This window comes from Acidobacterium sp. FHG110202_01, assembly GCF_059115305.1.
Genome location: NZ_JBZYWJ010000006.1, coordinates 1 through 21,347, shown reverse-complemented (window position 1 = coordinate 21,347; position 21,347 = coordinate 1). Strand labels below are relative to the sequence as shown.

Below are 21,347 nucleotides of genomic sequence, written 5' to 3'. Positions count from 1 at the left end.
TCAACATCGGAAGCATCTACAGCAAGGGGGAGGAGGGGGAGGAAACTGCAAAGAAGGAGAACTGATACGCGACGGCAACGACTCAAAGCCATAGTCACCTCCGCTGGTTCGTACGTTGGTCCGAAAGCAATGGGTGCGCGCGAACAGTCGTAATTGTTATGCTGCTAAAAGAACGCCATATTAACAGCTCTGTTTGCAAATGACGGATCAGGGTCATCGCAAGTTTCACATCAGCTTAATAAAATCCAGCCTCAAGACTTACGCCTTCATCACATAAGGAGCGCGCTGCACGCGCGACAGCATCCTGTTCGCCTCATCGTCATGGATGAAGCGCTCCTTTGCCGGGTCCCAGTGCAGCCTGCGGTTAGTCTTCATCGCAATGTGGTGCAGCAGGCATGTCGAGCACGCGCGGTGCCCGATCTCTGCCGGAGCAATCGGCGTCTTTCTTGTTTTTATGCAGTCCAGCCAGTTGCCGTGCTGGTCGCTGCTCTCGTAAAGATGGACTTCGTTCGGCCCGATCACGCTGTCGAGAATCTTGGGATTGCTTGCCATCAGCGGCTCAATTTTGGTCGCAGGCTTTCCGGGGTCGGTTGGTGTCACTTCTGAATCGCGCGTGACGAAGATCCAGCCTTCCGTGCCGTAGAACTTGATGCCGTTGGGGAAGTCTCCGCTGATGTCCATGGTGACACCGTTCGCATAGATCGCGTGCGTGAGGAACTTGCCGTGAACGTCCCACAGTCCATGCGTCGGGAACTCCGCTGTGCCCCAGATTTCGACCGGGCCGGTGTGCTCGGTGTCCATGCCCCAGTGCGCGGTATCGACATGATGTGCGCCCCAGCCGGTAATCATACCTGCGCCGAACTGCTCGCAGCGCAGCCAGCCCGGACGGCTGAAATCGTTTTGTGGATGCACGCGTATTTCGGTGTAATAGACCTCGGGCGTTGACCCGAGCCACGCATCATAGTTCAGATTCTTTGGGATCGGCATGCGGCCTGCGTCCGGCCCGCTCGGATCGCCCGGCAGGCCAATTTCCACATGCTTGATCTGGCCGATCCGCCCATTCCGCACCAGCTCGCAGGCGCGATGGAACTGCTTCCATGAGCGCTGCTGCGAACCGATCTGCAGAATCTGCCCCGAGGCCGTCACCGCATTGCTCATCGCGCGCCCTTCGCCAATGGTGAGCGACGCGGGCTTCTGCAGGTACACGTCTTTCTTTGCGTGAACAGCATCGACCGCGAGAATCGCGTGCTGATGGTCGGGCGTGCTGATCACCACGGCGTCGATGTCCTTGTTCGCCAGCAGGTCGTGGTAGTTGTGATAGCCGGTGACGCCGTCGTAGTCCTTGCCTGTTTTTTCCGCGTAGTAGTCGTTGATGAGCTTCTTGCCTGCTTCTACGCGATTTGCGTCGAGATCGCAGACCGCCATGATGCGCGCCTGATCGAATTGCCAGATTCCCGGCAGATCATGCACGCGCGAGATACGTCCCACGCCGATGGCGCCTACGTTGATGCGGTTGCTCGGCGATGTTTCTCCAAAAACGCTTGACGGCACAATGTCGGGAAATCCTGCCACAGCCGCTGCTCCTGCTGCTCCAGTGGCCAGCTTCAGAAACGTCCTGCGCGACGCACGCTTTTTCATGGTCTTCGTCCTCGATGGCTCATGAGGTAAAGGTCAGCACCTTTGCATTCTTCTGCGCTTTCAGCACCAGCTCAGCGGCCAGCAGCGCCTGCTCCTGGTTCTGCGCGGTGTGGGTGCGGTTTACGATGTCGGAAACAAACTGTGGCCCGAAGGGAAGCACCACATTGTTGCAGTCGATGTACCGGACCTGCTTCTGGTCCACGATGAACAGATGGTTGCCCGCCGTCTTTCCGCCAATGTCGATGTACTTGCGCAACTCGATGTAGCCGTCTGTCCCCAGGATGAAGAGCCTGCCGTCGCCCCAGACGCTCAGCCCGTTTGGAGTGAACCAGTCCACGCGGACGTAGCCCGCTCCGCCGTTGCCGTGCAGCATCATGTCGCCGAAGTCCTGAAACTTGGGGTGCGTGGGGTGGTTCACGTTGGCGATCTGCGAGGCCGTCACTTCGGCGGTCGTCGAGTTGGTGTAGTAGACAAACTGGTCGGCCTGGTGCGATCCGATATCACAGAGAATCCCGCCGTACTTCTCCGGATCCCAGAACCAATCAGGCCGGGTAATGTCATTCACCTTGTGCGGCGCAATGTTAACCGTCTGCACCACTTTTCCGATCGCGCCATCCTTGATCAGATAACCCGCCTGTACCGCCGCCTTTACTTCCAGCCGCTCCGAGTACATGATGGCGAACATCCTGCCTGTCTCCGCGGAGACCTTGCGCACTTCGGCAAGCTGTTCGAGCGTGGTCATGGCCGGCTTGTCGCTCAGAAAATCCTTGCCGTGCTTCATGGCGCGGATGCCGAGCGGCGCGCGCAGGTTCGGAATGGGTGCGCCTGCGATCAGTTTGATTTCTGCATCGTTGAGAATCTCATCTTCATTGCGAGCCAGCTTGACGTTGGGATAGATCTTTTTGAAATCCACGACCGCTTTGGGCAGGTCAGTATAGAACGAGACCAGCTCGCCTCCGCCGCGAATCACCGCTGCCGTCATGCCCATAATGTGGTAGTGGTCGAGTCCGATAACACCGAACTTGATCGACTCTTTTGGCTTGCCGTCATCGTCGAAGCCGGGCCCGGCAACCTCGTGCGCAATGTGACCGCCGCCGGGATGCAGCCCAAAGGCCGCTTCCGGCAGCATCGACAGCATGCCCGCAGAGCCCATGGCTTTCAGGAAGGACCGCCGGCCTACGCTCGCATCTTGCATTGTGTTTCTCGCTCCTATTGTTTTGGAGTAGTAGCCGACTGCCAGTTGATCACGTGGTAGACAGCCGGAGTACTGCCGACATTCTTCAATCCGTGCAGCTGGTTCGAGGCGTTGAAGATCACTGATCCCGGCCCCACGCGCTTCCACTCGCCATTGCTGAGCGTCTCCACTGTGCCCTGGTCGATGATGATGAGCTCTTCATTCGGGTGCTTATGCGGCGGATGTGACATCTTGCCCGGATCGAGAGAGGTGACGTGCAGTTCCAACTCATCGAGTGTCGCCGTGCGCGCCTTGAAGAAAGAACGAACTGAGCCGACCGCGCTCGGCTTGGCAGGAATCGCATTCCAGTCAAAGACCGCGGAGCCCATGACCAGCCCCTGGTCGGCAAGGGCAAATCCACCAGCCGTAACCGCGGCTGCAAACAGGGCAACAAATATATCCCGGCGTGTAATCATTTTCTTGTTTCCTTGTGTGTTCGGAGCACCGGCAGGATTTAGCTTCAGCCCGTGCCCGTTTCAAAATTCGCAATGCATCCTAGTCGACAATTAGTTGCCGGGTCAAATTTATCCCGCTCAGCGGGAATTGCAGGAGGATGGGATATGATCTCCGGTCAGTGTTTCGCTGGGGATAAAGTTGGAGTCACCACACTAACTCGTCCTGTGAATTCCAGGCCTCCGGATATGAAATAAAAAACTGCGGCAGCTTACAATTACTTCATGATGCGAACTAAATTCAGAGTCAAGGCCGCCGCCAATTTCTCCGGTGAGGCAAGCAGCTGCTTTGCACGCATCTGTCATAAAGTGACTGAAGGAGCAACGATACATGGAAATCAAGCGCATCGGTTCGCAGCCTTCCGCGAAAGGTCCATCTGACTGGTTTACCGGCGCAGTCCGCATCGACCCGCTCTTTCAGGCATCTGATCCGGCTCGTGTTCAGGGCGCGAGTGTTACCTTCGAGCCGGGCGCGCGGACGGCATGGCATACGCATCCGCTTGGCCAGACCCTGATCGTCACAGCAGGCAGCGGCCGGGTGCAGCGCTGGGGCGGCCCGATTGAGGAGATTTACCCTGGAGACGTGGTCTGGTTTGCCCCCGGTGAAAAGCACTGGCACGGAGCAACACTCACCACTGCCCTGACCCATATCGCTATTCAGGAACAGCTCGACGGAAAGGCCGTCGACTGGCTGGAACATGTCAGTGAGGAACAATACCGGGGATGATTGCAGTCAGAGCCAGATCCAGTCGTGAGAATTCATAGCGTCTTGATTTGCCATTGTATGGCGGACATCTATAATCACAGCCCTACGAAAGATCTGGTCTTTTTATGGGCCAGAAAACGTCATGATCAAATAAGCAGACCGCGAGGTGCAACATGCAGAAGCTGGCATCCCCTGAGCCAACGGTGCAGATTGAAGATGATCGCACTGCGAGCAGCGTAGAAGCCTTGAGGCGCGCCATTCTGGACAACCTGTATTATGTCGTGGGAACGACGCAGGAAGCCGCGAGCAACCAGGAATTTTTCATGGCGGTTGCGTATACACTGCGCGACCGCATCCTGGCGAGATGGTTTTCGACCTGGGCTTGCTTCAAGCATCAGGATGTCCGCGTGGTGTGCTATCTGTCCGCTGAGTTCTTGATGGGACCACATCTGGCGAACAATCTGCTCAATCTCGAAGTTGAAACACCTTTTCGACAGGCAATCACCGAACTGGGCCGTGATTTCGATCAGGTTGTGACGCAGGAAAGAGAGCCAGGACTGGGCAATGGCGGTCTGGGCCGGCTGGCAGCCTGTTATCTCGACTCTATGGCGACGCTTGGAATTCCTGCCATTGGGTATGGAATGCGCTATGAGTTCGGCATCTTCCAGCAGCTGATCCAGAATGGCTACCAGGTGGAGCTGACAGATTATTGGCTCCGGTACGGAAATCCCTGGGAGATTCGGCGGCCGCACGAAGCAGTGGAAGTAGGATTTCGCGGCCATACAGAAGGCTGGACCGATTCGACAGGAAGGTACCGTGTGCGCTGGGTTCCGGCTTCTATTGTGCGCGGCGTTCCTTACGATACTCCTATTCCCGGGTATCGTTCGGGCATAGCTAATAATTTGAGGTTGTGGAAGTCGGAATCTAACGAGTCTTTCTATTTCGACCGCTTTAACAGCGGAGATTATCAGGGTGCTGTGGCGGGCAAAACATTTGCCGAGAATATCTCCAAAGTCCTCTATCCGAACGACGAAGAGATTCAGGGTAAAGAGCTGCGTCTCGAGCAGCAATACTTCTTCACCTCATGCGCGCTGCAGGACATGATCCGGCTGCACCTGAGCGTTGGCCGCTCGATCACGACCTTCCATGAAAAGTGGGCGATTCAGCTGAATGATACGCATCCATCCATCGGTATTGCGGAGCTGATGCGGCTGCTCGTGGACGAGCATGGCCTGAACTGGGAGCAGGCATGGGAAATCACATCGCACACTTTCAGCTATACCAATCACACTTTGCTTCCTGAAGCGCTTGAGCGCTGGAGCTTGCCGCTGTTCGCATCACTGCTGCCCCGGCATCTTGAAATCATCTACGAAATCAACCGGCGCTTTTTGGACGAGGTCGGGGAACATTTCAATGGCGACCAGGCCCGGATTTCGCGGATGTCCATCATTGACGAACAGGGCGGAAAGTTCGTGCGCATGGCGCATCTTGCCTGCGTGGGCAGCGACCATATCAACGGCGTCGCCGAATTGCATACTGCCTTGTTGAAGAGCGACGTGCTTCACGATTTCTACGAATTATGGCCCGAGAAGTTCGTGAATGTAACGAATGGTGTGACGCCGAGGCGGTGGATTGCCATCAGCAATCCGGAACAAACCGCTTTAGTAACCAGGCGCATCGGCGAGGGCTGGCTCAGCGATCTGGACGAACTGAAGCAGCTTGAACCTTTCGCAGAAGACGCAGCCTTTCGTGCCGAGTGGCGCAAGGTGCAGAGCGAGGTCAAGGCGCGGCTCTCGCGCTACATACTAGATGAGACTGGAATCACGGTCGATCCTGCATCCATGTTTGATGTTCTCGTCAAGCGAATTCATGAATACAAGCGGCAGCATCTGAAAGTTCTGCACATCATTACTCTTTATCAGCGCCTGAAACAGAAGCCTAATCTGGACATAACGCCCAGGACATTTATCTTCGGCGGCAAGGCCGCGCCCGGCTACGCGATTGCCAAGCTGATCATCAAGCTCATCAATTCCGTCGCCGAGGTCGTAAATAACGATGCTGATGTGAAGCATCGTCTGAAGGTGGTCTTTCTTCCCAATTACAACGTGACCCTCGGGCAGAGAGTCTATCCCGCAGCAGACCTCAGTGAGCAGATCTCAACTGCGGGCAAAGAAGCTTCCGGGACCGGTAACATGAAATTCGCCATGAATGGCGCGCTCACCATCGGCACATTGGACGGAGCCAATATTGAGATCAGGGATGCCGTAGGCCACGATAATTTCTTCCTCTTCGGTCTTACCGAGGATGAGGTTGAACACAAGCTGTCGCAGGGATATCGTCCCCGTGCCATCTACGAGTCCAATCCCTTCCTTCGTGAAGTGATCGACGGCCTTGCATCGGGCCGGTTTTCGCATGGCGACCAGGGGCTTTTCCGTCCACTGCTCGATCAACTGCTTGACCGCGACCCCTATCTTCTCTTTGCCGACTATCAGTCCTACATCGATTGCCAGGATCACGTATCAGACCTCTATCGTGACCAGGAAGCCTGGTCGAAAATGTCGATTCTGAATGCTGCGAGGATGGGAATGTTCTCCTCTGACCGCGCAATTCGCGAGTACAGCCAGAATATCTGGGGGGTCGAGCGGATTGCTGCATGCCTTTAGGCTCCGATTGCCGGCAAGCCTCAAAAGCAACACAACGGCGCGGTAAAATTACACACTCTATAGTCCATCAGGGAGCGCATCTGCGATGCGCTCCCTGATGGATATCATTGTGCCAGCAAATTTCATTGATTGAAAAATGTTGAGCGCGACCCGATATTACCTTCTGCACCCACAAATGTGATGTACCGGAGGCAACGCGCATCCAGAGCAGAAGCATTCAATTAAAAGAGGAGAGGAATTTCAGGGCTATATCCGCCCGGTAGTAGATGATGACACCTCCGTTTACCTGGAAAGAGCGTCTTCACTTTCTGTTCTGGGTCGCTCTTGTCTTCCTGCTCATAGCCATCCTTTTTTGGATATTCTGGAACTCGCCTGGACATAAATCGGTACAACCAAATACGTCGCACAGCAAGTTGGTTATACCTACAGACATTCATTCGCCATTTGGCGAATTATCGGTTCGGTCTTAGGCCACAATGGTACGTCTGAGCACGTTTCAAAACGCAAAATGTGATCAAGTCGGTCCCATGGCTATGCCTTTCCATTCCAGTTCGATAAGTCCAGGGGTCTTTTCAAGCTCGGTCAGGACCGGCGGAAGAACATCCGCCTTTCCTTGCATTGAAGGCCAACGCACTTCGCATTCAAAGGTGCAGCGATGTTCACTTGCAAAGTGAGTCATGGAAAGCGACTTAATGTGAAACTGCGCCCCTTCGAGTTGGTCACGCAGTTTTTGCGCAGACAAGTATCCCTCGGCAGTCATCACCCGCAGTTCTGCCATCTGGTAACGTTCGATTTTATTTTCTAGTTGCCGAAATCCCCAAAGTACGATGAAACCGATCAGTGACGTTATGGAGCCCAAGATGATTTGACCGCCTCCCAAACATAAGCCGATTACAGTCGCAAGCCACATCGTTGCAGCAGTCGTTACGCCGAGAACCATCTCACCTTTGCGAAGAATGGCGCCTGCTCCTATAAATCCAACTCCGGTCAGGATGCCGAGTGGCAGGCGCATCAGGTCCATCACTACATATGAATCATGTGGCTTGCCATTCGTCTCTATCAGCAGATTCATCTGGATCATGGACACCGAAGCGGCCAGCGTTACTAAAAGGGTCGTACGAAAGCCGGCAGCGTGTCCTGTCTTGCTGCGCTCCATGCCAAGAAGACTCCCTGCGATCACCGTCAGGATGAGGCGAAGGGCGATTGCGGGCCAATGTATCTCAGATGCCATCTATAGTTGGATTGATAGAAGTGCCTAACTGGATGTCAGATGAACTAGGCTGTGTTCCATTGCAAATTCGCATTTCCTCTTGTCTTCTGGTTTCAAGATGCGTTGTACCGGCATCCCACAAACTAGAGGAGGAACTTAAAGACATGAAGAAGCTTCTTACTCTATCAATTCTGGTGCTGTCGATGCCTGCAGTTGCCGCAAGTGATCAGGCAGCCCTCGATCAACGTTTGAACAATGCCAAGAGCGTGATTGATCAGATTATGCAGACGCCGGATAAAAGTATTCCCAACAGTGTGATGGAGAAAGCAACGTGCGTTGCAGTGGTGCCAAGCCTGAAGAAGGGCGCATTCATGGTGGGGGCCCAATATGGGCAAGGTGTTGTGACCTGCCGAACGGCTAATGGCTGGAGCGGGCCGGTATTTATCCGCATGGCTGGCGGCTCCTTTGGCTTCCAGATTGGCGGTCAGGGGACGGATCTTGTGCTGGTTGCCATGAATGATAAAGGTATGCAGGATCTGCTGAAGAACAAATTCAAGATCGGAGGTGACGCTGCAGCCGCAGCTGGGCCTGTCGGTCGCAACGCGCAAGCTTCAACTGACTGGAAGATGGGAGCAGAATTGCTGACTTATTCTCGCAGTAAGGGACTACTTGCAGGTATTGATCTGGATGGCACATCTGTAAGCCAGAACACCGACGATACGGCTGTCCTGTATGGTGCACCGCATACGTTTGATCAGATTCTGAAAGGCAGCATACCAGCGCCGAGTACCGCAACGCCTTTTGTGCAGACTGTGGCAAACTATTCGGCCGCAACACGCTAATAGTACATCGACGCGACCCGAGGCAGGAAGTTCTTGAAGGAATGATAATTAATCGTCTTATAGAACGCCTGTCTTACCTACTATGCGGTCCATCAGACGCATGAGGTTAGCAGATGTGGATCAATGCGTGTAAATCATCGATTCAACGATAAGCATCTTACTCGATATGAAAAGAAGGTCAATCGTCAGGCCGCTTTCTTCTGACGCTTGATGCGTTCCGACAATAATTCTTTTGCCTTCTCTAACTCTTTTCTGCGCGTTGTACTTAATCCTTTACCGCCCCGATTGATGAAGTAGGTCAACATGCGCAGCCCTGATGTGGGTCCTTTCGGAGATACCTTCTTCGATGCAAGGCTCCGGGCAATAGCGGGTGCACTTTTCTTAAAGAGGTCTTGAGGAGGATGCGTGGAATCGGTCTTTACATCCTTCACCCATCTTTTCTTGTTCTCTGTTTGGCGTGGCTGGTTACTCATAGCAATTCACCTCAAGGCTCTATCTCCAAGTTAGGATGCATTGCAGTGCATGAGCCGGTGTAATACTCAAAAATTGACCGAAGTGTCTGGCGCTGGGTATTCGATGCTTCTGGATTTCGCATCCTAACTTATCAGCAGCGGTCGAACGTAGATCCTGTGCTATCCCAAGCCAGGAGCTCGCCATGAAAGCAGTTGTGTATCAAGGTATCGGTGACATTGCGCTGGAAACTGTATCTGAACCCAAGCTCAAACAGCCAACAGATGCCATCATTCACATTACTGCCAGCGCCATCTGCGGCACAGGCCTCTATCGGGCATTTGACCGCCATGAACGAGGATGGATCAAGGTCAAGCTCAATCCAGAGCAGGCAAAACATAAAGCGGCTTAGGTTAGTCGCGCACCCAACTCATATCAAGGAGAATATTATGATTCTTGCATCTGCACACCTCGATGACCTCCGCAAACTCTATGTGAATCAGCTTCAGATGCTTCTTTCGGCGGAACAGCAAATTACGAAAGGACTTCTCAAAATGATTGAGAAAGCCAGCGATGCGCAACTCAAGCAGGCATTTCAGTCTCACCTGCAGGAAACTGAGCAACACGTGACTCGCCTGGAGAAAATTCTGGGCGAGACCTTGGGTACAGCCGAAAGTGTCAAGTCCAAGGCATTGGAGGCCCTCGTCGATGAGGCCGAAGATATGTTTAAGGACGCTGATGATCCCATCGTTCGTGACGCAGCATTGATCGCCGCGGCCCAGCGAGTTGAGCACTATGAGATTGCTTCTTATGGCACGGTCCGTCACTTTGCTCAAGTGCTCGACCAACCGTCTCACGCGAAGTTACTTGATCGGACCATCAAAGAAGAAGGCCATGCCGATCATCTGCTGACTGAGATAGCAATGCGCATCAATCCCAGCGCCAAAAAGGCAGCTTGATCGGGTGGCTCGACTTAGCCCTAAGATGCGTCGCTGAACGGTGCGCCTGCTATCGGAACATGGAAAGATCGATAGCATCTGCCATAGCCTTATACCCGGCATCGTTTGGGTGGCCATGGTCGCCGCTGTCATAAGCAGGAAGCATGGTCTGTGGAGCCTGCGGATCAGCAGTTGCTTTGTTGAAGTCGACAACTCCGTCGAAGGCATGTGATGTGCGCACCCAGTCGTTGTACTGGTCGATGGTCTGGCGGACCTTCAGCCAATCGGGATTGGCAGGAAGGTCCTTCGGACCGAAGGGAAGCAGCGTCGCTCCGAAGATCTTTACTCCATGCTGGTGGGCTCGGGTAATGAGCTGAGTAGCAGCGAAGATCAGATCGTCAACCGTAAGCGTTTTTTCTGGAGAACCAGGCTTCAATATTTGCCCGATATCGTTGATGCCTTCGAGGTAAATGATGTAGCGCACACCAGGTTGCGCCAGCACATCGCGGTCAAAGCGAGCCAGCGCGCTCGGACCATGCCCCTCAAATAGCACGCGGCCACCGGAGATGCCTTCGTTCAGTACCGACAGGTGCGCCGTTTTCCCGTCTGCGTGCAAGCGAGTGGCGAGATAGTCCGGATAGCGGTGATTCGCATCGACCGTTGAGCGCGCGCCATCGGTAATTGAATCTCCCAGGGCGACCACCGCGGCAGCACCTTTGTTCTCAGGGCGGACATCGATGCCTTGCAGGAAACACCATGAAACCTGCGTACGTGCGCCTTGCAAGTTACTCTCCGTTGTCTTGTCACCTGCGACAATGTAGTTGGCTGATAAACCGTATTGATGGCAGGTAGGCGCGGCAATATCCTGTTGCGGCAGATAAAGACTGATGGCTAGGTCAGAGAATGCTGCAACAGGCATCGGAACCGGATCGCTGAGTATGTAACTGCCTGCGGGAATTGAGACAGATGTCTGATGGTTGAAGGTGAGTTGGTGGTCGGAGCCAGGCTGCAGCTTGTCACCGCCTGCCGACAATGCGATGTGCGCTGAGCCGACGCGCAGCGGCGTAGTTCCGAACTGGTTCGTCAGTGTTACGCGAGCAGCCGAGCCTCCCAGGCTGAGGTGCACCACATCACGAATTGTGGAGTCACTGACGGAATCTTTGAGCGGCATCAGCGTTGGCGCTGTGGCCCAGCTGCCCACCCATTCAGATTTTGGATGATCGGAGGCTAAAGACGCACTGCTCATCGAGACGAGCAGCGTCATCATGCAAAGAATATTTTTTTTCATAAGTTTTTAGCTATTCAGGTATTTTTCAATGTTGGCTGCAGCAACGAATTCCAAGGGTTCACAAGTGAGCGGAAAGCGCTTCTTGTGACCCCCGGGATCCATCTGAGGATTTAAAACTTGAGCTTGAGTGCAAGCTGCAAGGATCGAGACCCGCCCTGCTGGTAGAGCGAAGACAATCCACCCAGGCCAGTTGAGAGAGTATTCGTTGCCTGCCCCATGATCGTGTTATTGCAGGTAGTACCCGCAGTGGTGACACCGCACGTCGTGTTTACGGTTCCAAAGTTCGGATGATTGGCTATGTTGAAAGCTTCCGCGCGGAATTGAAGCTGCATCCGCTCGTACAACGGAAAACTGCGCTGAATGGCGAGATTTGCCTGGTTCTCTCCAAAGCCACGCAGGAAGTTGCGTGGAGCATTACCGACTCCGAGCGGGTCTGCAGTCACACTGAAGATTGTGGGATCGATCTGGCGGCCGCCAGGGATTCCAGCCTTGTGCACATAAGGATATTTGCCGTTATAGTTCAACTCGCCGTAGACCACATCTCCAGTTGCTGGATCGGTGATAGCCGGACCGGTCGGCTCATAGGGAAAGCCTGTGCGAGCAACAAACCATAAGTCAGTATTCCAGTGGCCAAGGATTGCTCTTTCAAGCCGATTGCTGTATTGCGAGGGCAGATCATAGACAAGAGCTGCAGTAAAGTTCTGGCGCACATCGAAGTTGGAATTTCCTTTCTGGAAGGGGAACGATACGTTGTAGTCCTCCGTACTTGCCCAATCGAGAGCATGCGACCAGGTATAAGATGCCAGAGCCTGAAGTCCAAACGCCATCTGGCGCTGGTACTTTACTTGAAGAGAGTTGTAGTTGGAACCCGGCCCATTGATGTACAACTGCGCCGTCCCAAAATTGGGATTCAACTTGTTCAGAGAAAACTGCTGGTACCGTACGAGATTGCGGCTTACAGATGCCACATAGCCCATCGTGATAGTCTGCTTGCTGCCGAGCGCCTGCTCCAGGGCGGCATTCCACTGGATCGCAGATGGAGGGACGATATCATTTGCAGGATAGAACTGAAGTGTGTACGGCGCCTTTGGCGGCACAGTGATGGGAAGAAGGATCTGACTTGCCGTAAGTGGAAATGCCGTCTTACCCGTAGTCGTTGCAGATGTTCCCAGGCCGGTGCCGGAACCAAATATTCCGTTGACTGCAATCAGGTCGTAAAAGAGGCCGCCTCCTGCACGAAACACAAGTTCATGGCCCGGCTGATTGTGAATGGTAAGCGCCATCCCGAATCTCGGAGCAAAGTTCGTGTAGGTGGTTTTGTACAGCGCGCCACCAGGCTGCGTTGATATTCCCAGGGTAGACGGGTCATTGATATTGCCCGTATAGGTATATGCCTGAACTCCGGATACCGACGGAGGAGGATTCAAATCCCAGCGGAGTCCGAGAGACAGGCTGAGCCGTGGCAGAATACGCCATTCATCCTGTGCAAACAGGCCTAGATTCTTGCTGGTTGGATCTACGCGGGGTTCGTTGGTAGCCGTGTAGCTCGCCGTGTTTGACAGGATCGTAGCTGCAGATGTCCAGCCATAAGCCACATAGGGGCTGCGAGAAATGTTGCCGTCATTGTAATAGGCAGTTGTCTGACGGTAATCTACGCCAAACTTGAAAAGGTGCCGTCCGTGTGTCCATGTAATCGCGTCGGTGGCGTTTGGCTGAAACTGCTGTGATCCGAATTTGGTCTGATAGATGCTTACAGTGTTAGGCAATGAGATATGTACTACGCTCTCACCAATGTTTGGAAGACCTTCCAAACCCTGTATGTCGAGCAGGTTGGTAGCTCCACCTATCTTGACAGGAGTATCCTGAGCAACAAATATCGCAGGAGAGTACTGGAGCCTTAGCTCATTGGAGAGTGTTGCTCCAAAGGCGTTGTCCGCTCCAAGAAGATAGATCCGATTGCGCCCAATGATCTGAGCCAACATGGGTCCTCCAGCGCTATTTCCTGCCGTGTTGCTGGTCGTATCGTTATAGCGGGCAAAGATGCGCATGCTCGGTAGAAGCTGATAATCAATGCGGGCATTGATGGAGTTGAGCTCTCCTGTCGACGTCGGGGTCTGCAAGTAAGGAGAGCCGCCAAGACCGTAATCCACGCACTGGGGATCCTGCGCTGTAGAGCAGTTTGGCAGCGGGAATGCATTCAGCACCGGTTGCAGTGCTGCTGGAGCATATTGCCGCAGATTCTCGTACCGCGGATCGGAATAGACCGCCGTATTATAGGTTCCGTTCGATGGAACATAATAGATACTGGCAGCCTGCGGCTGGGTTAAACGCAATCCCTCGTATCCAAAGAAAAAGAAAGCTCGATCCCTGCCCGAGAACAAATGCGGTATGGAGACTGGACCACCTAACGTACCGCCGAAATCATTCTGCCGTTCAGCTGGAGTTGGAATCGGATTCGTAGTGTATGTGTTGAACCAGTTGTTCGCATCAAAAACAGAGTTGCGAAGATAGTCGTAGAGTGTTCCATGATACTCATTGGTGCCTGAGCGGGAACGGAAAGTGATCTGTGCGCCCGGCTGTCTTCCATATTCAGCGGAATACGTCGAAGTCGACATGCGAAATTCTTCCATCGCATCCACCTGAAGCATTGCTTGTGTTGTTCCCAGCGCAGTTGCGCTTCCAAGCATGCCCGAGGAGCCTGCCGCGCTGGTGTAGCCCGGCGAGTTGCTCGCGCTGGCCCCATCCACCATAAAGTTATTGGCGTCGCTGCGCATGCCGTTGACGCTGTACTCGCCTTGATCATTTGACGGCGGCGTACCGACACCAACCTGCGGAGTGCTGGTGATAGTTCCGGGAGAAAGCAGTACCAGCGTTTGGAAGCTTCTTCCATTCATAGGAATGTTTTCCACGAACTGGCGATCGATCACGGTACCCACTGCGGCATCTGTAGTGTTGATATTGTTTCCTTCGCTACTCACGGTAACGGTTTCGGAGGTTGAGCCCACCGCCATCTGAAAGTTGATTTGCAGAACATCCTGGGTATGCAGAAACAGACCTTCTTTCAGGATGGTCAGAAAACCGATCTTCTCGATCTGCATCCGATATGGCCCGACTGGAAGAGACGAGATGTTATAGCTCCCGTCCTTGTTGGTCTTTGCCTCAAATTGCTGGTTTGTATCAGTGTTGACAGCAAGCACTCGAACATCGGATATGAATGCCTTCGAGGAGTCCTGAACGAATCCTGTCAGGCTGGCATTGCCTGCCTGGGCAAATACGCGACTGGCGAAAAGCAGGACAAAAAATACAGCAGCAGCTGTGCGTCGCATGCAATTGATTCCTCTCTTGAGGGGATGCCGAGCAGGCTCGGCTCTTGTGCCCTCTATTACGGGCGGGAATCTCAATCTGTACCGTGCTGCTCAGGGATGTAACTGACTTTTCACAAATGAAAGACTAGGGGTGATTGGGTTCACGCCGCAGCGATGCATAAAGAAAAGGCTTGCCGGTAGGTCCGTTGATCTGTTCGTGCGGTTCGATGGTGACGAAGACAGCATCCAGACGAGCAAGTTGTTCAGGGTTATCCACGCGCAGCGTCCAGCGGCGGTTTGTCTCGCTATCCATGTAGAGCAAGCCGAGATTGATGGGCTTGCGGTCACTGGCGCCAGTTCTTCCCCACACCTGGAATGTGCTCGACCGTCTCACGCCAGGTTGGCGGTCCAGATCATAGGCATAGAAGATCAGCGATTTGGTCTTGGTGTAAAACACGCGACCAAACGGCTTTCTCGATTGCCCTGTCTCGTTCACATCCATGATGTCAGCAATGTAGAGATTACGAGCGCCGATCAGATCCCGAATATCTTTGTCTGAGGCAAGGTACTGCTCATCTGTTTTTGTGCGCTTGTTCTGATCGTTAAGCTCAGCCGTGAGGCTGTCTGCACGTGTCTCCAGTGATGCCAGACGTGTCATGTCCTGCTGATGCTGGCTGCGTAGCGTGTTCAGTTCGTTCTGCACGGTCTGGTACAGCTTCTCAGCATCACGCAGCTTATTTGCATTCGCATCCCGCTCCTGCGTCAGGGCTGCCAGTTGCTCGTCAGATGCTTTCTTTACCGCATTCACGGCATCCGTTTTGCTTGCTACTTGCTCGGCGTTGGCTTCGGCCTCAGCACGAAGCTTATCCATATCATTCTTATCTGCAGCTGCCTGCTGTTCCAGAATAGAAATCTGTTGCTTATCGGCCTGAATCGCTTTTTCCAGTGCCTGCTTCTCGGCTGTTATCCGATTCAAAGCAGACTGCGACACCGCATGCACGTCGCGCAGGCGTAGATTGGCCGAATGTGTACCAGCCCAGTACGCTCCACCACCAACACTCATCACAAGGGACGCTGCGACAAGACCACGAACCCGGGCCTGGTTCCACACAGGCTTCTTGCTTGCAACTACAGTCAACGGAACCGGCGGCGCTTCAGTTTGTTCTGTCGCTTGCATCAGCCGGCTCAAGGCAGATGCTTCGTCGAACTCATCCTTGCCGACCTGCAGCGCACAGTGATTGGCAAGAAAAGACATTCCGTCTGTTGCAATGTTCTGATATTGGTCGAATGCCTCTCTACATTGAGCACACGTTCCCAGATGAGCTTTCAGCATCCCTGATTCTGCTGGCGTTAGTATGCCGGCAGTGGCCAAGGCGCAAAGTTCTTCATACTTCTCATGCTCTAATTGTGATCCGAACCCGGTCATGACTTGTTCTTATCTCTGAGTTCCTTTACGAAGGCATCCTTCCTCAGCTTTTGAAGCCCACGATAGTAGTGATGGCGAACATTTTCGAGCGATTCATCCAGCCGTGCCGCAATCTCGCGGAAGTCGAGCTCTTCGAAGAAGAATAGCTCCAAAGTGAGTCGCTGCCGGTCGGAGAGATTCTGGAACGCCTCTTTCAGACGCTCCCGGTTCAGCTTTGACGCAAGATCATGCTCCACGTCTCCCTTCCCCTTGAGAGTATCGGCCAGAGCCTCCACATCTGTACCAAGATAAAAATTGCGTCGATGCAGATAGTCCCGCCTGTCCAGCGAACGATGATACGCCACCTGCACCAGCCAAGCCTTCGCTCCTCCCTTTCTTTCATCGAAGAGCTCCGCTCTCTGGTAGAGAAAGAGGAAGACCTCCTGAACGATCTCCTCAGCCTCGCCTGCATTGCGGAGAATGCGAAGACCAATGCTGAAGACTAAACGCGAATAACGCCGGAACATTTCCGCAAGCGCTTCGCGGTCTTTACTCCTGAGCGCAGCCAACAGATTTTCGTCGGTTGAAGATCGAATCCCGGCGTTGTCCTGAGCAGCAACTGAATGCAGCTCTTCCTGGGGCCAGAAAAGGGCCACCTCTAGCGTTCGCTCTGTGGAATCGCTATAGGACAACAGAGTCTCTCAATCGTTTTGGCAAGATGCGCAGATGAATACGCGGAACGGTAAACAAGCAGACGTAACGGTTGCCATTAAACCTAAAATACAAGACCAGTGTTAAGGTTCAATAACCTTCGAATCCATAAAATATGTTGGTACAAAATTTGAATCTCGACCGTATTTATTAGGCTTTTTATTGAAGAGATCGTCCTGTTATCTAACGGAATCTATGCATTTCATCTGCATATTTCGGCGTAGTGGAGAGCCGGGCTAACGTTCCCAACGAGTGGATATTAAGAATAGGTTCGTCGGTTCCAATTGCGGCTCAATTCAGCGGTTCACGCACCGGCACTTGTCGGTTGATAGAAAATTGAACTTTCAAAGACGCGCGGGCAGTGCTGTAGCAAATGAAGAGCTTCTTGGCTGGCCCGCTGAATCCGTAATTGATATGCGCGACGCCGTCCGGATCGATATTGGTGACGATCGGTGGGTCGGGATTTACGTTCCGGATATTCACCGTGTTAATCAAGGAAGCAGTAGCCGACACTACTTTTTCGTGCATTGTGCTGTCGAGGGCTATCGGAACTTGTAAGTCAGGATTTGCGCTGCTTTGATCGCAGCTGGCTTCCAGGCCTGCAACTACATTCTCTCGTGTAACAACCTGTTCTTCCAGGATGGGATTGTCACGATAAACACGGTAGAAAAAATCATAAGCGCTCGATGTCCGATCTTGAGGCCGAACCATGTGCAAGTGATCGGCATGGATTTCCTGCGGTGGAGTCGTCACATCGCACCCATAGGTTGCGCTGAAATAGCTGACCACGCGGGCATGGGTTTTGAGGTAACGGCCAAAACCATTTTCCGGCGTTGTGTCTTCGGATTCGTAAGCGCAGAACCGATGAATGCTATTTACGGAATCGTGCCCTCGCCAATTGTTTTCCAATTGAGTCAGGAATGTGTTATCGCTGGCATCACTGAGGTCAATGAGGAGAGGATCTTTATCGTAGATGGAAGCTATGCGGGCAATTGTTGAGCCTTCATGCGGAGTTCCATACGACACAATGAACCTGACTCTCGCCGCCTCTGCTGGATGTCTAAGCAGCATCTCTTCGACGAGGATGCCGCCCAAACTATGGGCGATGAAAACCACCTCGCGATGATCCCATACGTGGTCTTGCTTGAGGCGAGTCCAGAGAATTTCAGCCAGCTGCACACTGGACATCTTGCCATTTGACGTAGGCGTGGGATATTCAGCGACCTCAACATCAGAATAGGCGAAGCGCTGGTCCGTCCGAATCATATCCGGCCAATAGGCGCCGTTTGAGGCTCGCCAGGAGTCACGGCTTCCATGAAGCCCATGTACAAAAACTATGACTCTTGCCCGAGGGGCTGCCTGCATTTGGTTTTGTTCTATCGCGGCCTGGGAAGAGAAAGAGGAGACGAACAAGAGGAAGAAAAGGGCGACCAGAACATACTTGATCTTCCTGTTCATGCAACGGGTTCTTCTCATGATAATGCTTTGAGCCGGGACAGCAAGACCTTAATAGACCCTGATCTGGAAACCCTTAGGCACAAACAATTGATTCTATGGTGGGCGCAGCAGGATTCGAACCTACGACTTCCACCGTGTGAAGGTGGCACTCTACCGCTGAGTTATGCGCCCCTAGAAGGCGGGGATATCTCTAAGAATATCATCATCCGCCTGCGTGGGCTGCCAAACCTCCCATTTGACCCTGAATGCTATCAAAGGATAGGAGAAAGCATTTGTTGCATCTATTTACAATTCATACTTAGACGAACGAATGGCCTATCAAGACCCAGCTGGTTTTCCTGGTGACGAACCTCCTCCGGATTCCCCAAAATCCGGAAAAGGCAGGACCGACCCGGAATCCGAAGACTGGCAGGATGATGCCGAAGACGCCTCCGAGGACGTATCTTTTCCGCAACCTCCGGACGAAACCGGTGTTTCTAAGGGTATGGCGACCATTGCTCTAGACCGAGTTTTGGACAGACCGCTGATACCGGGCATCCGGGCTGAGGTTGTGCGGAGCGCCAGGATCAGCGATTGGAGCGAGCTCTCCGATGCGGAGATCATGCTCCGGGTGCGCGAAGGCGATGATGCGGGCTTCAATTACCTGATTGAGAAATACCGCAAGCCCATCATCCACTTCATGTTCCGCATGGTGCACAACCAGGCTGTGGCCGAGGAGCTGGCGCAGGAGGTTTTTCTCCGCGTTTACCGTTCTCGTGAGACATACCGGGCTGAGGCGAGATTTACCACCTGGCTCTATCGCATTGCTACGAATCTCGGCGTAAACTACGCCCGGGATACCAAACATGAGCGGACGGCCCAGAATGTGTACCTGGACCAGCCAGACCCGGAAACGGGAACGACGCCAGACCTGGCCGACACGACCCCGTCTGTCGAGCATGACCTGGTGAAGGACGAGCGCATGCGCGCCATCCGCCAGCATGTAATGGCCCTGCCGGAGCGGCAGCGGACCGCCGTGCTGATGCACAAGTATCAGGGCATGGACTACAAGCAGATCGGCGAGGTGCTGAAGCTGAGTGAGTCCGCCACGAAGTCACTGCTCTTCCGCGCGTACCAGACGCTGCGGGAGAAGCTGAAGGAATTTGTTTAAGTTTTAAAAGAGGGAATTATGATCTGCCGGAAAGTAAAAGCGAATCTTGCTGACCTGCTCCTTGACCCGGAGTCGGTGTCCGCTGAGGTACGCGCTCATCTTGAAGACTGCGCTGCGTGCCGCGAGGAAATGGCGTCGCTCGAAGCGACCATGAGTCTGATGGACGAGTGGCATGCGCCTGAGCCTTCGCCTTACTTCGACTCGAGGATGTCGGCGCGGCTGCGTGAAGAGCAGCGCGCCGAGCCCGCCGGATTCCTGGAGCGCCTGCGCGCCCGGATGCTCTTTGGCAGCAATGTGCATTTGCGCCCTCTGGCTGCGGGCGCCCTGGCCCTGCTGCTGATTGTGGGCGGCGGCACTTATGCTGGACTGATGCAGCAGCCGCATGCGACTCCCGCAGTTGGCGCTTCGGCGGTAGTCCAGGACCTGCAGTCGATTGACGACAATGCGCAGGTCTTCCAGCAGCTGAACTCGCTTGATCAGGGCGACCAGGACAACGGCGATTCGCCCAACACCCTGTAAGCCGGTAGAGTGAACGATGAGGAACTGCGCCGAATCCGGGCCGTTATTATCCGCAGCCGGAAGCGGTGCATACAAAATTGAATTTAGGCCTTGGAAGTTACAGTCATGCAAGCGCGCAAACAGCAAAATCGGTCCCGCAACGGTAGAGACATGTGCCGGCGCGGACTTTTTTCTGTCTGCGCCTTCGTTCTAGCACTGTTTCCCTCGGCGATCGTTGCCCAGCACGGCGGGGGCCATCCTTCAGCGCCTCATTTTTCTGCGCCAAGGCCGTCAGCTCCGCACTTCTCTCAGCCCCGGCCGCAGACGCCGCATTTCTCGCAGCAGCAACCGCGGCAGCAATACCGGCCTCAGGCACAGCCAGAGGTCCGGCAGCCAATGCAGCAGCAGTCGCCACGCATGCAGCAACCTCAGATTCAACAGCCGCAGCGCTTTGGCGGGGCGCAGCAGGAGACTGCCCGTCCCGGACATCTGCCCGCCTGGCTGGACAATCACCAGAACATGACGCCGCAGCAGCGGGAGAACGCACTGCGCAATGAGCCGGGCTTTAACCGCCTGCCCCAGGACCAGCAGCAGCGGCTCATCAACCGCATGCACTCTTTGAACAGCCTTCCTCCGCAGCAGCGGGAGCGAACGCTTCAGCGCCAGGAGATGTATGACCGGCTCAGTCCGGAGCAGAAGTCTAACGTGCGCGGAGCCTCGCAGGCCTTCAACCAGATGCCGACCGACCGCAGAGGAGCCATGACCCGGGCCTTCCAGGACCTGCGTGCCGTTCCCCCGGAGCAGCGGCAGTCGATCATCGATTCATCGCGATTCCAGCAGCAGTTCTCACCGCAGGAACGGACAGTGCTTGGCAACATGCTGCGCGTCGAGCCGTATGAGCCTCGGCCGGGAGTGCCTCCTCAGTGAGAGCATGGGGGGTACCCCCCTCCCCCTATGTAGCGGAAGGATTGTTTATTTTCAGTGAGATAGCGGGGGGTGACCCCCTGCTATGTGATTGATTCTTCTATTGGTTGTGCACTACTCCAGTGTTTTCTTGTATTTAGCGGGGGGGCTGTTTTTTCTGGTTATCTTCCGGGTTTTGGCTTAGGGGATGTCTGTATGTTCGTGGCGGAAAGCTGCCGGATGTTGTGGGGCTCGATGCTGTGTATGGATCCTTCCCCTTCGTTGCACTCAGGGTCAGGATGACCAATTCGTAGTGTATTTGGCTGCCATCGGTTGATTCGCCTGGATGTGCATCCCGTCGGCCTTTGGCCGACTTCCCACGAACCGTTCGACAAGCGCAGGGCAGGCTCTTCGAGTTCGTGGGGGTTCTTCGACTGCGCGTGCTTCCGCACGCTTCGCTCAGAATGAAAACCTGAAATTTGTCGCTCAGGATGAC

General features: G+C 54.1%; 18 protein-coding genes and 1 tRNA gene. 8 read left to right on the top strand and 11 right to left on the bottom strand.

The window, feature by feature from the left end; genetic code table 11:
- Positions 1 to 258 precede the first annotated feature (258 nt).
- Genes AC5S16_RS13570 through AC5S16_RS13560 form a run of 3 tightly spaced genes read right to left on the bottom strand, consistent with a single transcriptional unit; the run spans position 259 to position 3,288 of the window.
- A complete protein-coding gene (locus AC5S16_RS13570; RefSeq protein ID WP_493930617.1) occupies positions 259 to 1,638 on the bottom strand; it encodes a Gfo/Idh/MocA family protein in 1,380 nt (459 codons plus the stop codon).
- Between the two features lie 19 nt (positions 1,639 to 1,657).
- Positions 1,658 to 2,833 (bottom strand): Gfo/Idh/MocA family protein, encoded by a 1,176-nt coding sequence (locus AC5S16_RS13565; protein WP_493930616.1) that lies wholly within the window; start codon positions 2,831 to 2,833, stop codon positions 1,658 to 1,660.
- A 14-nt stretch (positions 2,834 to 2,847) separates the two neighbouring features.
- Complete coding sequence (locus AC5S16_RS13560) at positions 2,848 to 3,288, bottom strand: cupin domain-containing protein (RefSeq protein WP_493930615.1); 441 nt, start codon at positions 3,286 to 3,288, stop codon at positions 2,848 to 2,850.
- A 367-nt stretch (positions 3,289 to 3,655) separates the two neighbouring features.
- On the opposite strand from AC5S16_RS13560, the gene AC5S16_RS13555 reads away from it, so the two are divergent.
- Together AC5S16_RS13555 and AC5S16_RS13550 are read left to right on the top strand one after the other, a co-directional pair.
- A complete protein-coding gene (locus AC5S16_RS13555; protein ID WP_493930614.1) occupies positions 3,656 to 4,051 on the top strand; it encodes a (R)-mandelonitrile lyase in 396 nt (131 codons plus the stop codon).
- Between the two features lie 152 nt (positions 4,052 to 4,203).
- Positions 4,204 to 6,693, top strand: coding sequence for a glycogen/starch/alpha-glucan phosphorylase (locus AC5S16_RS13550; RefSeq protein ID WP_493930613.1), 2,490 nt, complete (start codon positions 4,204 to 4,206; stop codon positions 6,691 to 6,693).
- A 514-nt stretch (positions 6,694 to 7,207) separates the two neighbouring features.
- On the opposite strand, the gene AC5S16_RS13545 is transcribed toward AC5S16_RS13550, so the two are convergent.
- Positions 7,208 to 7,924, bottom strand: coding sequence for an MgtC/SapB family protein (locus AC5S16_RS13545; RefSeq protein WP_493930612.1), 717 nt, complete (start codon positions 7,922 to 7,924; stop codon positions 7,208 to 7,210).
- A gap of 143 nt (positions 7,925 to 8,067) precedes the next feature.
- Here AC5S16_RS13545 and AC5S16_RS13540 point away from each other — a divergent pair, with 143 nt between their 5' ends.
- Positions 8,068 to 8,745: a lipid-binding SYLF domain-containing protein gene (locus tag AC5S16_RS13540; RefSeq protein ID WP_493930611.1), complete on the top strand. Its 678-nt coding sequence runs from the start codon at positions 8,068 to 8,070 to the stop codon at positions 8,743 to 8,745.
- A 185-nt stretch (positions 8,746 to 8,930) separates the two neighbouring features.
- On the opposite strand, the gene AC5S16_RS13535 is transcribed toward AC5S16_RS13540, so the two are convergent.
- Positions 8,931 to 9,218, bottom strand: a complete 288-nt coding sequence (locus tag AC5S16_RS13535) for a DUF3175 domain-containing protein (protein ID WP_493930610.1) — start codon at positions 9,216 to 9,218, stop codon at positions 8,931 to 8,933.
- Between the two features lie 182 nt (positions 9,219 to 9,400).
- Here AC5S16_RS13535 and AC5S16_RS13530 point away from each other — a divergent pair, with 182 nt between their 5' ends.
- Both AC5S16_RS13530 and AC5S16_RS13525 read left to right on the top strand, forming a co-directional pair.
- The gene (locus tag AC5S16_RS13530) at positions 9,401 to 9,607 is read left to right on the top strand and encodes a hypothetical protein (RefSeq protein ID WP_493930609.1); all 207 of its coding nucleotides are present in this window, start codon (positions 9,401 to 9,403) and stop codon (positions 9,605 to 9,607) included.
- 37 nt (positions 9,608 to 9,644) lie between these two features.
- Positions 9,645 to 10,154 carry a DUF892 family protein gene (locus AC5S16_RS13525; RefSeq protein WP_493930608.1) on the top strand — a complete coding sequence of 170 codons (510 nt, stop codon included), beginning with the start codon at positions 9,645 to 9,647 and terminating at the stop codon, positions 10,152 to 10,154.
- A 49-nt stretch (positions 10,155 to 10,203) separates the two neighbouring features.
- On the opposite strand, the gene AC5S16_RS13520 is transcribed toward AC5S16_RS13525, so the two are convergent.
- The 6 genes from AC5S16_RS13520 to AC5S16_RS13495 form a co-directional block, all read right to left on the bottom strand.
- Complete coding sequence (locus AC5S16_RS13520; RefSeq protein WP_493930607.1) at positions 10,204 to 11,421, bottom strand: SGNH/GDSL hydrolase family protein; 1,218 nt, start codon at positions 11,419 to 11,421, stop codon at positions 10,204 to 10,206.
- 110 nt (positions 11,422 to 11,531) lie between these two features.
- Complete coding sequence (locus tag AC5S16_RS13515; protein ID WP_493930606.1) at positions 11,532 to 14,747, bottom strand: TonB-dependent receptor; 3,216 nt, start codon at positions 14,745 to 14,747, stop codon at positions 11,532 to 11,534.
- Positions 14,748 to 14,871: 124 nt separating this feature from the next.
- On the bottom strand, positions 14,872 to 16,152 hold the full coding sequence (locus AC5S16_RS13510; protein WP_493930605.1) for a hypothetical protein: 1,281 nt from the start codon (positions 16,150 to 16,152) through the stop codon (positions 14,872 to 14,874).
- Positions 16,149 to 16,787 carry an RNA polymerase sigma factor gene (locus AC5S16_RS13505; protein WP_493930604.1) on the bottom strand — a complete coding sequence of 213 codons (639 nt, stop codon included), beginning with the start codon at positions 16,785 to 16,787 and terminating at the stop codon, positions 16,149 to 16,151. The genes AC5S16_RS13510 and AC5S16_RS13505 overlap by 4 nt, the downstream gene beginning before the upstream one ends.
- A gap of 346 nt (positions 16,788 to 17,133) precedes the next feature.
- A complete protein-coding gene (locus tag AC5S16_RS13500) occupies positions 17,134 to 18,300 on the bottom strand; it encodes an esterase/lipase family protein (RefSeq protein WP_493930603.1) in 1,167 nt (388 codons plus the stop codon).
- A gap of 96 nt (positions 18,301 to 18,396) precedes the next feature.
- Positions 18,397 to 18,471 (bottom strand) — tRNA-Val (locus tag AC5S16_RS13495).
- A 139-nt stretch (positions 18,472 to 18,610) separates the two neighbouring features.
- Between AC5S16_RS13495 and AC5S16_RS13490 the strand changes: the two genes are divergently transcribed.
- From AC5S16_RS13490 to AC5S16_RS13480, 3 genes are all read left to right on the top strand, one after another.
- Complete coding sequence (locus AC5S16_RS13490) at positions 18,611 to 19,450, top strand: RNA polymerase sigma factor (protein WP_493930602.1); 840 nt, start codon at positions 18,611 to 18,613, stop codon at positions 19,448 to 19,450.
- 18 nt (positions 19,451 to 19,468) lie between these two features.
- Complete coding sequence (locus tag AC5S16_RS13485) at positions 19,469 to 19,969, top strand: anti-sigma factor family protein (RefSeq protein WP_493930601.1); 501 nt, start codon at positions 19,469 to 19,471, stop codon at positions 19,967 to 19,969.
- Positions 19,970 to 20,074: 105 nt separating this feature from the next.
- Positions 20,075 to 20,875 carry a DUF3106 domain-containing protein gene (locus AC5S16_RS13480; protein ID WP_493930600.1) on the top strand — a complete coding sequence of 267 codons (801 nt, stop codon included), beginning with the start codon at positions 20,075 to 20,077 and terminating at the stop codon, positions 20,873 to 20,875.
- Positions 20,876 to 21,347: the final 472 nt, after the last annotated feature.

Coding starts and splice junctions, on each gene's coding strand:
- AC5S16_RS13570 (WP_493930617.1), bottom strand. CDS start 1,638: ATGAAAAAGCGTGCGTCGCGCAGGACGTTTCTGAAGCTGGCCACTGGA.
- AC5S16_RS13565 (WP_493930616.1), bottom strand. CDS start 2,833: ATGCAAGATGCGAGCGTAGGCCGGCGGTCCTTCCTGAAAGCCATGGGC.
- AC5S16_RS13560 (WP_493930615.1), bottom strand. CDS start 3,288: ATGATTACACGCCGGGATATATTTGTTGCCCTGTTTGCAGCCGCGGTT.
- AC5S16_RS13555 (WP_493930614.1), top strand. CDS start 3,656: ATGGAAATCAAGCGCATCGGTTCGCAGCCTTCCGCGAAAGGTCCATCT.
- AC5S16_RS13550 (WP_493930613.1), top strand. CDS start 4,204: ATGCAGAAGCTGGCATCCCCTGAGCCAACGGTGCAGATTGAAGATGAT.
- AC5S16_RS13545 (WP_493930612.1), bottom strand. CDS start 7,924: ATGGCATCTGAGATACATTGGCCCGCAATCGCCCTTCGCCTCATCCTG.
- AC5S16_RS13540 (WP_493930611.1), top strand. CDS start 8,068: ATGAAGAAGCTTCTTACTCTATCAATTCTGGTGCTGTCGATGCCTGCA.
- AC5S16_RS13535 (WP_493930610.1), bottom strand. CDS start 9,218: ATGAGTAACCAGCCACGCCAAACAGAGAACAAGAAAAGATGGGTGAAG.
- AC5S16_RS13530 (WP_493930609.1), top strand. CDS start 9,401: ATGAAAGCAGTTGTGTATCAAGGTATCGGTGACATTGCGCTGGAAACT.
- AC5S16_RS13525 (WP_493930608.1), top strand. CDS start 9,645: ATGATTCTTGCATCTGCACACCTCGATGACCTCCGCAAACTCTATGTG.
- AC5S16_RS13520 (WP_493930607.1), bottom strand. CDS start 11,421: ATGAAAAAAAATATTCTTTGCATGATGACGCTGCTCGTCTCGATGAGC.
- AC5S16_RS13515 (WP_493930606.1), bottom strand. CDS start 14,747: ATGCGACGCACAGCTGCTGCTGTATTTTTTGTCCTGCTTTTCGCCAGT.
- AC5S16_RS13510 (WP_493930605.1), bottom strand. CDS start 16,152: ATGACCGGGTTCGGATCACAATTAGAGCATGAGAAGTATGAAGAACTT.
- AC5S16_RS13500 (WP_493930603.1), bottom strand. CDS start 18,300: ATGAACAGGAAGATCAAGTATGTTCTGGTCGCCCTTTTCTTCCTCTTG.
- AC5S16_RS13490 (WP_493930602.1), top strand. CDS start 18,611: ATGGCCTATCAAGACCCAGCTGGTTTTCCTGGTGACGAACCTCCTCCG.
- AC5S16_RS13485 (WP_493930601.1), top strand. CDS start 19,469: ATGATCTGCCGGAAAGTAAAAGCGAATCTTGCTGACCTGCTCCTTGAC.
- AC5S16_RS13480 (WP_493930600.1), top strand. CDS start 20,075: ATGCAAGCGCGCAAACAGCAAAATCGGTCCCGCAACGGTAGAGACATG.